Here is a 12,799-nt window from a genome sequence, read left to right as displayed (position 1 = left end):
GCAGCGGGGGTCAGGCCGGCCCGTCCAGCAGCAGCCGGTCGAAGTCGTGCTGTGTGATCGACCAGTCCCACGTCTTCAGGGCGTGCTCGGACGCTGCCCGGCCGGTCTCGCGCCACGACTCCTCGGTCGCGGTCGCGGCGAGGATCCGCTCCGCGGCCTCGTCCGGATCGGCCACCACCCAGTCGGCGGGGAAGAGCGTGCGCGCCCCGTGCGGCTTGCCGGCGAAGAACGGCCAGTCCCGCACGATCGGCACCGCGCCGCTCGCCGCGCCCTCCACGAGCCCGCAGTGGAAGCTCTCCCGCACCGACGAGCTGAGGATCACGCCCACCTCGGTGAGCGCCCCCGGCACGTCGTCGGTCTGGCCGCGCCGCTGCACCGCACCGGACGGCTCCAGCTCGTCGAGGTCCCGCTGCAGCTGGTTGGCGTACTGCTTCGCGGCGGCGCTGGTCCGCGCGTTCAGGTCGCTGCCGATAAGCAGGAGCTGGTAGCGCTCGTCGTGCCGGCGCAGCCGGCGCAGCACCTCGATCGCCCACCGCGGGTCCTTCGCCACCGACCCGACGCCGACCAGCCCCAGGTTGAACCGCGCCTCGGCCGGCTTCGGCCGCGGGTAGCGCTGCAGGTCCATCGCGTTGTCGACGACCCACAGCCGGGGTGCGGCCTCGCCGGTCAGCTGCGGCAGCACCGCCGTGGAGAGATCCCGCAGATGGTCCGAGACGAAGACGACGTCGTCGACGCGGGAGAAGTCCACCAGGTGCGGCCAGAAGTTGAACGCCTCGAAGCTGTGCAGCCGAACGATGATCCGGGCGGTGCCCGGGTCGTGCAGCGTGAACAGCGCGGCGGTCGCCTGGCACCAGTCGATGAAGACGGTGTCGGCCCAGTCCAGGTGCGGGCGCAGCCACTGTTCGATCTTGTCGCCGTACGCCGACCGGCCGGACAGGATGTGCTCGAAGACGGAGCTGCCGCTGCGGGCCAGCACCCGGCCGGCGGGGTCGTCGTCGAGGTCCAGGAAGCGGACCTCCACGTTCGGCATCGCCTCGTACCGCTCCCGGATCTCACGCAGGAAGTTGTCGTTGATCAGCGTGGTCAGCAGCAGCCGCATCGGCCGGTCGGTGGGGATCGGCGCCGCCGGAGTCGCCCGCCCGCGCGGCTCGGCGAGCTTCTTCGCCGCGACGCTGTCCCGGAACGGCGCCAGGTAACCGGCCGGGTCGTCGGTGAGCGGGGACGACAGCCGGTCGAAGTGCAGGACGCGGTTGGAGGCGAGACTGAACGCGTTGGAGAGGGCGAACGCGGCCTTCTTCGGGTCGCGCTTGCGCAGCCGCAGGTCGGCGAGGTCCAGCTGGGCGGTGATCGCGTCGTGCAGGCCGGCCGGAACCCTGCCGAGGCCGAGCTCGGTCTGCGCCTGCTTGGTCAACAGGTCAGCCCGGGTCTGCGGATCCTTGATCCGGCCGATCGCCGCCGCCGAGGCCCGCGCCGCCGTCGCCGGCCGGCCCGCCCGCACCGCGCTGCCGTAGACCCGCAGGGTCAGCCGGCTGCGCAGCCCGTCCGGGATGCGCGGCGCGGAGACGGCCCGCGTCCAGAGCCACGCCCCCGCCGGGTTGGCGACCACCTTCTGCCCGGTGGCCTTCTTGAGGGTGGTCTTGGCCGCGCGCACGGCCAGGCGGCGTGCCCCCCGCGCCCCGATCGAGGCGGTCGCGGCGACCTGCCGCTCCAGCACGGTCCCCGGCGTCGGCGTCCGCCGCGCGTCGAACTCCTTCAGCGCCGGCACCAGGCCGTGGCACGCGCTCGCCCGCGTGTTGCGCTGCGCCAGCTCCCAGACCGTGTGCACGGCCCGGGCGTCCAGCGCGACGAGCACGTCGGCCTCGGCGGCGCGCCGCCGCAGCCAGCCGTCGCGGCGGGCGTGCAGCCACATCCGCCGGTTCTGCGGCGCGCGGCGCAGGGCGTCGCGGAGCCGGCCGGTGATGGCCTCGGGCGCGACGGCGAAGCCCCGCACCTCGGCGAGCGCCGGGTCGACCGACATGTCCTCGACGTTCGCGAAGCAGGCCACCGACACACTGGCGCCCTTGGCCTTGAAGCGTTCCAGCGCATCGGTCAGGATGGCCGGCTGCGGCGGCGGCACGCTGGCCACGATCAGCACGTTGGTCACGGTCGGGAGTCTCCAGTGGAAGCGGTCGCGGGCTGAACGGCGGCGCCGGGCGTGCCCGTTCCGGGCCGGACCAGCTCGGCGAGGTGGCGGACGGCGGGCGCGAGCACCGCGGGGCGGGCGAACCGGCGGGCGAGGGTGCGTGCCTCCGCCCGATCGGCCTCGGTGGCCTTCACCGCCATGCGTCCCGCCTCGATGAAGGAGAGCGCGAGGCGCTGCGGCTCCAGCCCGACGGCCCCGGTCCAGAGCGGGTGCCCGGCGAGCACGTTCGACGCGTCGTGGTCGACGTCGTGCGCGGAGACGATCGGAAGCCCGGTGGCCATGAACTCGTAGACCTTGCCGGAGGTGACGAACCGGCCGCCGACCAGCATCAGGACCAGCGCGTCCCAGGAGCCGTAGGTGGCCGCGAGCGACGACTTGGGCACCGGTCCGCCGAACGTGACGTTGTCCGGCGCGGCGGCCTTGAGCAGATCCATGTGCCGGTTCGCCTCGCGCATCGGCCCGGCCCCGATGTGACCGCGTACCTCGAAGCGGGAACGGGCCAGCAGCGGGTCCTCCGCGCGGGCGATCCGCCAGCCGGTGAGCACGGCGTCGAGGAAGTCCGGCGGGAAGTTCACGGAGCCGAGGTAGCCGAAGGTGAGCCCGGCGGCCGGGTCCGGGGCGCGGCCGCTGATCGCGGGCAGGCTGTCCTCGTCGTACCCGTTGCGCACCACGTGCACCCGGTCGGCGAGGTGCGGGTAGCGGTCGCGGTAGAAGCCGGCGATCGGGTCGTTGACGCACCAGACGGCGATCGCCTGCTCGAGCACGCGGGACTCCCAGCGCCCCGACACCGACTCCCGGGCGAACGCCTCCCCGCCGCCGATCACGTCCACCGACCAGCCGTCGCGGAAGTCGATCACGTACGGGACCTTGTGCTCCTCCCAGAGCTTCCAGGTCGCCGCCAGGTTGACGTACGGGGCGCAGGAGGTCACCAGCAGGTCGGCCGGGTGATCGCGGTGCACCTTCACGATCGCCTTCTCCAGCGCGAAGCGCCACCCGCCGAAGACCGGCTCCGGGAAGACCTTCTGCTCGCGCTTGCGCAGTTCGGAGATCCAGCCGCCCGGGTTGAGCGCGCGGCTCTCGGAGAACGCGCGGATGTCGGTCTCCAGGTCCTGCCGGATCAGCGGCAGCTTCACCACGTTCACCCGCGGGTCGACGCTCTCCGACAGGGTGTGGTCGAGCCCGTACTCGCGCTCCCACGCCTCGTCGCAGATGGTGATGACCGTGACGTCCCAACCCAGCGCGCAGAACTGGTTCGCCGTCTCGCGCATCCGGTAGGCGCAGCTCTTCGCGGCGGGCGGGAAACCGATCGCGAGGTAGATCACGTGCGGCCGCTCGCCGCCGCGCGGTCGCGTCCACGGGAGTGATGCGAATGCTTTCTTCATCAGAGGCTGCCGATCGTTCGCCGGGAGGGGGCCGCTCATGCCTGGTGCTGTCGCAGGGTCTCGATCACCCGGTGCGCCGCGCGCCCGTCGCCGTACGGGGTGCCGCGGGGGGTCTCGGGGGCGGGCCGGGTGGCCACGTCGACCCAGCCGGCGCCGAGCTCGTGCGGGTTCGGGATGAGCCGGTTCCAGTCGTCCGCGAGCGTCTCGACCCATTCCGTCTCGGTCCGCAGCGTCGTGCACGGGCGGCCCAGCAGGTACGCCTCCTTCTGCAGCCCGCCCGAGTCGGTGACCACACCGACCGAGCCGAGCACGGCGGCGACCATCGCGGCGTACGGCAGCGGACGTCCGACGTGCAGCGCGCCCCGGCCGAGCTTGATGCCGTGCGCGTCGGCGCGGGCCAGCAGCCGCGGGTGGGCCAGCAGCGCGACCGGGACGGGCAGTTCGACCAGCGCGTCCACCAGGGCGGCGAGTCGGGCCGGGTCGTCGGTGTTCTCGGCGCGGTGCAGGGTCGCCAGCAGGTAGGGCGCGTCGGGGTCGATGCCCTCGGGCAGCGTCGGGCGGACGGCCTCGCCGCGCAGCACCAGGTCCCGGATCCGCAGGCAGACGTCGACCATCACGTCGCCGACCAGCACGGAACGCGGCGCGAGTCCCTCGGCGGCGAGGTGCCGCATCGCCTCGTCGGTCGGGGCGAGCAGCAGGTCGGCGGCGTGGTCGGTGAGGACGCGGTTGTGCTCCTCCGGCATCCGGCGGTTGAACGAGCGCAGCCCCGCCTCCAGGTGCGCGACCGGGAGGTGCTGCTTCACCGCCGAGAGGGTGCCGGCGAGCGTAGAGTTGGTGTCGCCGTAGACGAGGACCCAGTCGGGCCGCTCCGCCGCGAGCACCGGGTCGAGGGCGGCGAGGGTGTTGCCGGTCTGCACGCCGTGCGAGCCCGAGCCGATGCCGAGGTGCACGTCGGGGTCGGGGATGCCGAGGCCGGAGAAGAAGACGTCGGAGAGGTCGGCGTCGTAGTGCTGGCCGGTGTGCACGATCACGTGCTGGCAGTCACTCTCCGCGAAGGCCGCGGCAATCGGGGCGAGTTTCACCAGTTGGGGGCGGGCCCCGACGATGCTGACGACCTTCACTACGGCTGCTCCCTCGGATCGGACCGAACGCGGTCCCGCTGCGGTATCGACGTGCTCAACCGAGCTCAATAATCCCGCATCGGACCGGACAGATCGAAGGAGGCCGCCCGGCGGCCCCCTCGACGACGACTTTTCAGATGGAATTCACGGTGACCTGTGCCAGACCAGCGTCAGGTACGCGCCGTACCAGCCGGACACCAGCGCGAGCAGGATCAGGACCACCACCTGCGTCCGGCGGCGGGCCCCGGCCAGTCCCACGGCAGCCGGCAGGAGCAGCGTGAACACGGGCATCAGGTAACGGCCCTTGCCATAATAGGAGCCCGCCGCGCCGAACACGAAGACGACCGACGCCAACGAGTACGCCACCAGCGGCAGCGGGTAGCGGTGCAGGACCAGCAGCAGCATCAGCGCGATCGCGACGACGATCACGAGCGTCACCATGTAGAAGCTGAGCGGTGAGTCGCCGGTCAGCACCTCGCCCATCACGCGCAGCGTGTCCGCGCCGCCGTCGAACGTGATGTGCCACGCCTCGCGCTGCAGGTGGAAGTAGGCGTCGGGCCGGCCGAGGTGCTGCGCCAGCCAGGCCAGGTAGCCCAGGTAGCCGAGCGGCGCGAGCGCCGCGGCGACCCACGGTCGCCAGCCGTCGCGCCGCCGGACGATCGCGACCAGCGCGGCCAGTCCGACCGCCGCGATCACCGCGTTCGCGGTGGGGCGGGCGAGCCCGGTCAGCAGGCACAGCGCGCCCGCGGGCAGCCACTGCCGGCGCAGCACCGCGTAGAGCGTCCAGGCGGCGAGCGCGGTGAACAACTGCTCGCTGTAGGCCATGCTCTGCACGACGGCGTGCGGCACGACGCCCCAGAGGGCGGCCAGCAGCACGCCGGTGGCCCGGGAGCGCAGGTGGGCGCCGATGGCGTACATCGCCGCGGCGGCGGCGAGCGCGGACAGCCAGGACACCAGCAGCCCGGCGACCGCCGACGACAGCGGGCTGATCGCGGTGAGCGCGGCGATCAGTGCCGGGTAGAGCGGAAAGAACGCCAGGTTGGTCGGCCGGAAGCCGCCGTCCGGCGCGGGCTGCAGCGCCGGGTCGTACCCGCGGTCGGCGATCTGTTGGTACCAGTTCGCGTCGAATCGCCCGGTCAGCAGCCAGGAGAGGTCCGTGCCGGTGCGGCGCGCGGAGATGAACAGGATGATCAACCCGACGGCGCGAACCGCGAGGTAGGCGAGGAGCGCGGGGGCGGCCGCGCGGCCGGCCGAGCGCAGTCGGGCCCGCCACCGGGTCCGGGCGGCGCCGTCCCGGTCGTCCGCCGACGCCGTCACGGGCTGGTCCGGCGCGGCCTCCGGGGGCGCGTCCGTGGACTTCTCCGGCAGGGTGTCCGCCGCGACGTCGGTCTTGTCCGGGGGCGCGTCTGCGGTCACGTCGGTCTTGTCCGGGGGCGCCTCTGCCGTGGCGTCCGAGGGGGCGTCTGTCGTGTCTTCCGGGGGCGCGGTAGCGGGAGCGGACACAGCGCACGACCATAGCCGAACATCGAATCGATCGCGTGCTCGGTATCGATGGGTGAGGCTGTGGCGGAAGGGCGCCGTGCACTAGAGTGGCGGAGCCCGGCGGGTGTCCGTCTGGCGCCGCAACGTGCCCCGACGGCCCTGACGGAGGTACCGCGTGCCCGATTCATCCTCGGACGCCGCCCGCGGGGCGCCGCACGGTCCGGTGTTGTCCGTCGTCGTGCCGATGTACAACGAGGAAGAGGCCCTTCCGATCATGGCGCACCGGCTCCGCGCCGTCCTCGACGGGATGGGGGAGCGGTACGAGGTCGTGGCCGTGGACGACGGCAGCGTCGACCGGACCGCGGAGCTGGTGCACGAGCTGCGCGCCGACTGGCCGGAGCTGCGGATGGTCCGGCTGCAGCGCAACAGCGGCCATCAGGCCGCGCTGCTCGCCGGCCTGATGCGGGCGGACGGGCAGTACGTGGTCAGCATCGACGCCGACCTGCAGGATCCCCCCGAGGTGATCCCGGAGATGCTCCGGCGCGCCCGGAACGAGGCGCTCGACGTGGTGTACGGCGTCCGGGCCGACCGCAGCACCGACACCGCCTTCAAGCGGGGCACCGCCGCCGCGTACTACCGGCTGATGCGCCGGCTCGCGGGCCGGCACGTGCCGGCGCAGGCGGGGGACTTCCGGCTGCTCAGCCGGGCGGCCGTGGAGACGCTGCGGGCGCTGCCGGAACGGACGCCGGTGCTGCGGATCGTCGTCCCGTGGCTCGGCTTCGCCAGCGGCGAGGTCAGCTACCTGCGGGGCGAGCGGGCCGCCGGCGAGACGAAGTATCCGCTGTCGCGGATGGTCCGGCTGGCCGCCGACAGCGTGACCAGCTTCTCCGCGGCGCCGCTGCGTCTGCCCACCTGGCTCGGGCTGGGCACCATGGCGCTCTCCACGGTCCTCGTCGGGTACGCCGTCGCCGGCTACCTGTCCGGCCGGACGGTGGCCGGCTGGGCGTCGCTGTTCGCGGCGGTGCTCTTCTTCGGGGCGGTGCAGCTGCTCTGCCTCGGGCTGCTCGGCGAGTACGTGGGCCGGATCTACACCGCGCTTCAGGGACGCCCGGCGTACCTGGTCGCCGAGGACAGCGCGGACCGGGATCCCGCGCCGCGCCGGGCCCCCCAGCGGCCGGCGCCGGCACAGCGTTCCGCCGTGTCGTCGTGACCGACGGGCCCGTCTGATCGGCTTCCGCCGGCGGTCCGCGACTCGGGGTTCCGCGCCGCGGTTGCCGTACACTCGCCGGGGTTCCGCGCGGGCGTGCCGGCGTGTCCGGCCGTCGCGGACGCGGGTCGGCCCCGGCCGGGGCGCACAGGGAGAGGCGGAGGATGGACCGCGACGGCGCAGTCGACGCACCGGGCGCCCGGGGACGGGTGGTGATGCTCGTCGACAACGGCGTGCACGGCGACTCGCGGGTGCAGAAGGCCGCGCGGTCGGCCGCCGAGGCGGGCTGGGAGGTCATCCTGCTCGGCCGTTCGCCGGTCGGGCAGCCGAGCAGCTGGCGGCTCGGGCCGGCGGAGGTGCGCCTGATCCCCATGCCGGACCCGCTGGCGCGCCGCCGTCACGAGTTCCGCCGGGCCTGGCTGCGCTGGCCTCTGGCGTACCCCCCGAGCGGTGTCGCCGCGCACCGCGCGCAGTGGGTGAAGGCGTGGCAGGCCGACCTCCGGGTCCGCGAGGCGGGGCTCACGATCGCCGCCCGGCAGGGGCGGGCCGGGCGCGGGCTGGCGACGCGGCGCGCGGCGCTGCGCGCCGAACGGGTCGCCGCGCAGCTGCTGCGGCGCTGGGTGTCGTTCCGCTACTGGCAACTGACCCGGGCCCGGAAGGGACGCAAGTTCCGCAGCCCGTGGGACCGGGCCTACACCCTCTTCTGGCAGGCCGTCCAGGGTGACGGCGCGTGGCGTCGACTCGAGCCGGGGCTGTGGGACTACGAGCTCGCCTTCGGGCCGGTGGTCGACGAGCTGAAGCCGGACCTGATCCACGCCAACGACTTCCGGATGCTCGGGGTGGGGGCGCGGGCGAAGATCCGGGCGGCGGCCGCCGGGCGTGAGGTGCGCCTCGTCTGGGACGCGCACGAGTTCCTTCCCGGCGTGCAGCCCTGGCAGGACAACGTGCGGTGGCTGCCGGCGCACCGCGCGCACGAGCGGGAGTTCGCCCCGTACGCCGATGCCGTGGTGACGGTCTCACCGGCGCTGGCCGAGCTGCTGCGCGACGAGCACGGTCTGGCCGAGCCGCCGGCGGTGGTGCTGAACGCGCCCGCGCTGGACCACGCGCCGGCCGACCACCCGGAGCCGCTGCCCGACCTGCGGGCCCGCTGCGGTGTCGGGCCGGACGTTCCGCTGCTGGTCTACAGCGGCATCGCGGCGCCGAAGCGCGGCATCGGCATCATGGTCGAGGCGCTGCCGCGGCTGCCGGGCACGCACGTCGCGCTGGTGGTGAACAAGCCGGACTCCCCGTACGTGGCGGGCCTGCGGGCCCGCGCGGCGGAGCTGGGCGTCGCCGACCGGGTGCACGTGCTGCCGTTCGTGGCGCACTGGCAGGTGGTGCCGTTCCTGTCCGGCGCGTCCGCCGGGGTGATCCCGATTCAGCACTGGCCGAACCACGAGATCGCCCTGATCACGAAGTTCTTCGAGTACTCGCACGCCCGGCTGCCGTTGATCGTCAGCGACGTGCGGACCATGGCGGAGACCGTCCGCGAGACCGGCCAGGGCGAGGTGTTCCGGGCCGAGGACGTGGCGGACTACGTCCGGGCCGTCGAGGTGGTGCTCGCCGACCCGGCGCGCTACCGCGCCGCGTACGACCGGCCGGGGCTGCTGGAGAACTGGACCTGGGCGGCGCAGGCGGAGGTGTTGGACGGCGTCTACCGCCGCCTGCTTCCCGGCCGCGCGCCGTCCGCCCCGGCCCCGAGCGGTGACGTCCAGTCCTCCGTGGGGGCGTCCGCGTGAACGTGCCGGACGTGACGGTGGTGACCGCGGTCTACAACACCATGCCGTACCTGACCGCCTGCCTGACCTCGCTGGTCGAGCAGAGCATCGGCCGGGGCCGAATGGAGATCATCGCGGTGGACGACGGGTCCACCGACGGCAGCGGGGGGGAACTGGACCGGCTCGCCCGGCTCTACCCGGACACGATCCGGGTGATCCACCAGGCGAACTCCGGCGGCCCGGCCGCCCCCAGCAACCGGGCGCTGGACGTGGCCACCGGCCGGTACGTCTTCTTCATCGGCTCCGACGACTACCTCGGGCCGGAGGCGCTGGAGCGGCTGGTCGAGGCGGCCGACCGGTACGACTCGGACGTCGTGCTGGGCAGGATGGTGGGCGTCAACAGCCGCAACATCCACCAGGCGGTCTTCACCGGGAACGAGCCGCAGATCGGTCTCTTCGACTCCGCGCTGCCCTGGTCGCTGTCGAACACCAAGCTGTTCCGGCGCGAGCTGATCGAGAAGTACGGGCTGCGCTACCCCGAGGACATGCCGATGGGCAGCGACCAGCCGTTCACCCTGGAGGCGTGCTTCCGGGCGCGGCGGATTTCGGTGCTCTCCGACTACGACTACTACTTCGCGGTGCGCCGGCTCAACGCCCGCAACATCACGTACTTCAGCCGGCACCTGGAGCGGCTGGAGTGCGCCGAGAAGTTGATCGAGTTCGTCGCCGGGCTGATCGAGCCGGGGGAGCGCCGCGACGCCGTGCTGGTGCGGCACTTCAGCTGGGAGGTCGCCCGGCTGCTGGAGAACGACTTCCTGCGGCTCGATCGTGCGGCGCAGGAGCGGGTGACCGCGGGCGTGCGGCGGCTGACCCGGGAGTACCTGAGCGACGCGCTGCGTGACCGGCTCCCGGCGGAGCTGCGGGTGCGGCTCGGTGCGGCGCGGTACGGCGGGGTGGACGACCTGCTCGCGGTGCTGCGGCAGGACGCCGAGGGCGACGTGCCACCGGCCGTCGCGGAGGGGGAGCGCTGGTTCGCCGGCTACCCCGGCTTCCGGGACCCGCGGCTCGGCGCGCCGGACGACTGGTTCGACATCACCGACGGGGTGGCGGACTGGTTCGCCCGGCTCGACACCGTCTCGGTGGCCTGGGACCACCGGCGCGGCGACCGCGGGATCGTGGTCACCGCGCGGAGCCCCCGCACCGACCTCGCGGAGCGCGTCACCGGGACGGTGGAGCTGTGGGCCGGCTCGGCCCGGGCGACTAACCTGGACACGGTCCCGGACGCCACCGGCACCACCGTCCGGGTCCGCTTCGCGCTGCGTGACCTGCTCGCCGACGTCCGGCCGGGCGGAGAATTCAAGATCGTTCGAACCGAGTTGGCGGCGTTCGGCCAGGTCGGCTCCGCGCCGCTGCGCGGCCCCCGGCGGGCCACGGTGCAGCGGACGCTGTGCCGCCAGGGCTCCGGGCTGTACGTCGTCACCACCACCACGAGTCACAAAGGCCAGCTCGTCATCGCCGTCGCACCCGTCACGCCGCGCCGGGTGCTGGCCCGCCTGCGGCGCAGGCTGCCACTAGGAGGAAGCTAGTAACCATGAACATCTGCGTCGTTGCACTCGGCAAGATCGGTCTGCCGCTCGCCGTGCAGTTCGCGTCGAAGGGGCACCGCGTGATCGGTGCCGACGTCTCGGAGCGGGTCGTCCAGCTGGTCAACGACGGGGCCGTGCCGTTCCCGGGCGAGGCCGACCTGGACGTCAAGCTCAAGGAGGCGGTCGCGGCCGGGCTGCTCTCGGCGACCACCGACACCGCTTCCGCGGTGGCCGAGTCCGAGGCCGTCGTCGTGGTCGTGCCGCTCTTCGTCGACGCCGAGGGCGTGCCGGACTTCGGCTGGATGGACGATGCCACCCGCGCCATCGCCCGCGGCCTCAAGCCGGGCACCCTGGTCAGCTACGAGACCACGCTGCCGGTGGGCACCACCCGCAACCGGTGGGCCCCGATGCTGGAGGAGGGTTCGGGCCTCACCGCCGGCAAGGACTTCCACCTGGTCTTCAGCCCGGAGCGGGTGCTCACCGGCCGGGTCTTCGCCGACCTGCGCCGTTACCCGAAGCTGGTGGGCGGGATCGACGAGGCGTCCGCGGAGCACGGCGTGCGCTTCTACGAGGCGGTGCTCGACTTCGACGAGCGGGCCGACCTCAACCGCCCGAACGGTGTCTGGGACCTGGGGTCGGCCGAGGCGTCCGAGCTGGCCAAGCTCGCCGAGACGACGTACCGGGACGTCAACATCGGCCTGGCGAACCAGTTCGCCCGGTTCGCCGACACCGCCGGGGTCGACGTCACGAAGGTGATCGAGGCCTGCAACACCCAGCCGTACAGCCACATCCACCAGCCGGGCATCGCGGTCGGCGGCCACTGCATCCCGATCTACCCGCGGATGTACCTGTGGAACGACCCGGCCGCCACGGTGGTCCGCTCGGCCCGCGAGGCCAACGCCGCCATGCCGGAGTACGCCGTCGATCTGCTCGCCGCCGCGTACGGCGACCTGACCGACGTGGGTGTGCTGGTGCTGGGCGCGGCCTACCGGGGCGGCGTCAAGGAGACGGCCTTCTCCGGCGTCTTCCCGACGGTCGAGGCGCTGCGCAAGCGGGGCGCGAAGCCGTACGTCTCCGACCCGATGTACACCAACGAGGAGCTGGCCGCGCACGGCCTGCCCGGCTACGACGGCGAGCCGGTGACCGCCGCCGTCATCCAGGCCGACCACGCCGAGTACCGCACCCTCGCCCCGGCCGACCTGCCGGGCGTGACCGTGCTGGTCGACGGCCGCCGGGTGACCGACCCGGCGCGCTGGACCGGGGTGCGCCGGATCGTCATCGGCGGCTGACCCGCCGCACACCAATCGGGCCCTGGCCGGACGATTCCGGCCAGGGCCCGACGTGTTCGTCGGGCAAGTTCAGCCGAGCTGATCCGGCGACGGCGGGGTGGACGGGTCGCGGGAGACGACCTCGCCGCGGGCGTTGACCCAGCCGCGCGGCCGCGCGGGGTTGCCGACGACGAGCTGGTACGGGGCGACGTCACGGGTGACGACGGAGCCGGCGGCGATCATCGCGTACGACCCGATCTCCACGCCGCACACGATCGTCGCGTTCGCGCCGATCGAGGCGCCCTTGCGCACCACGGTCGGGGTGATCTGCCAGTCGGGGTTCTGGGCGCGCGGCCGGAAATCGTTCGTGAAGACCGCCGAGGGACCCACGAATACCTCGTCCTCCAGCGTCACACCCTGGTAGACCGAGACGTTGTTCTGCACCTTGGTGCGGTCACCGATCTCCACCTCGGCGTCGACGTAGACGTTCCGGCCGATGACGCAGCCGGCCCCGATCCGCGCGGTCGACCGGACGTGCGCGAGGTGCCAGATCTTCGTGTCCGCTCCGATGCGCGCGCCCTCGTCCACCTCGGCGGTCGGGTGGACGAAGACCGAGTCGGGTACGGCGGTGGGGTCAGTCATCGCTCAACTTCCAGGGTCGGGGCGGTCAGCGCCGCGCTCGTCGGTGGATGGGGCCGCTCGGAGCGAAACCGAAGCCGGTTCCCGGGTGCGGCAGTGCAGTGCAGTGCACGCTATCGGGCTCCCGGGTTGGCGATGCTGCTGGGTGGTCCCGTGCACGGGGCCCGGGTGGTCG

9 protein-coding genes are annotated in these 12,799 nt (G+C 73.3%); 4 read left to right on the top strand and 5 right to left on the bottom strand.

Annotated features, from left to right (window positions below; genetic code table 11):
- Window positions 1-10 precede the first annotated feature (10 nt).
- The 4 genes from BLW47_RS21940 to BLW47_RS21925 form a co-directional block, all read right to left on the bottom strand.
- Window positions 11-2,143 carry a glycosyltransferase family protein gene (locus tag BLW47_RS21940; protein WP_091561465.1) on the bottom strand — a complete coding sequence of 711 codons (2,133 nt, stop codon included), beginning with the start codon at window positions 2,141-2,143 and terminating at the stop codon, window positions 11-13.
- Entirely contained in the window at window positions 2,140-3,564 is a 1,425-nt protein-coding gene (locus BLW47_RS21935) for a glycosyltransferase (RefSeq protein WP_091561463.1), read from the bottom strand. The genes BLW47_RS21940 and BLW47_RS21935 overlap by 4 nt, the downstream gene beginning before the upstream one ends.
- A 35-nt stretch (window positions 3,565-3,599) precedes the next feature.
- Entirely contained in the window at window positions 3,600-4,685 is a 1,086-nt protein-coding gene (gene wecB / locus BLW47_RS21930; RefSeq protein ID WP_091561462.1) for a non-hydrolyzing UDP-N-acetylglucosamine 2-epimerase, read from the bottom strand.
- A gap of 144 nt (window positions 4,686-4,829) precedes the next feature.
- Window positions 4,830-6,188 carry a hypothetical protein gene (locus BLW47_RS21925; RefSeq protein ID WP_139307405.1) on the bottom strand — a complete coding sequence of 453 codons (1,359 nt, stop codon included), beginning with the start codon at window positions 6,186-6,188 and terminating at the stop codon, window positions 4,830-4,832.
- Between the two features lie 154 nt (window positions 6,189-6,342).
- On the opposite strand from BLW47_RS21925, the gene BLW47_RS21920 reads away from it, so the two are divergent.
- The 4 genes from BLW47_RS21920 to BLW47_RS21905 all read left to right on the top strand — a co-directional run bounded on the left by BLW47_RS21920 (window position 6,343) and on the right by BLW47_RS21905 (window position 12,006).
- Window positions 6,343-7,377 carry a glycosyltransferase family 2 protein gene (locus tag BLW47_RS21920; RefSeq protein ID WP_091561458.1) on the top strand — a complete coding sequence of 345 codons (1,035 nt, stop codon included), beginning with the start codon at window positions 6,343-6,345 and terminating at the stop codon, window positions 7,375-7,377.
- Between the two features lie 212 nt (window positions 7,378-7,589).
- Complete coding sequence (locus BLW47_RS21915) at window positions 7,590-9,152, top strand: glycosyltransferase family 4 protein (RefSeq protein WP_091561708.1); 1,563 nt, start codon at window positions 7,590-7,592, stop codon at window positions 9,150-9,152.
- Window positions 9,149-10,717, top strand: a complete 1,569-nt coding sequence (locus tag BLW47_RS21910) for a glycosyltransferase family 2 protein (protein WP_091561455.1) — start codon at window positions 9,149-9,151, stop codon at window positions 10,715-10,717. The genes BLW47_RS21915 and BLW47_RS21910 overlap by 4 nt, the downstream gene beginning before the upstream one ends.
- A 5-nt stretch (window positions 10,718-10,722) precedes the next feature.
- Window positions 10,723-12,006: a nucleotide sugar dehydrogenase gene (locus BLW47_RS21905; RefSeq protein ID WP_091561451.1), complete on the top strand. Its 1,284-nt coding sequence runs from the start codon at window positions 10,723-10,725 to the stop codon at window positions 12,004-12,006.
- A 69-nt stretch (window positions 12,007-12,075) separates the two neighbouring features.
- Here the strand turns inward: BLW47_RS21905 and BLW47_RS21900 are convergent, their stop codons facing one another.
- Entirely contained in the window at window positions 12,076-12,627 is a 552-nt protein-coding gene (locus BLW47_RS21900; RefSeq protein WP_091561449.1) for an acyltransferase, read from the bottom strand.
- Between the last annotated feature and the right edge of the window lie 172 nt (window positions 12,628-12,799).

The sequence above is a fragment of the Micromonospora pattaloongensis genome (genome assembly GCF_900107255.1).
GTDB lineage: Bacteria > Actinomycetota > Actinomycetes > Mycobacteriales > Micromonosporaceae > Micromonospora_I > Micromonospora_I pattaloongensis.
This window is presented reverse-complemented; position numbering and strand designations above follow the sequence as displayed.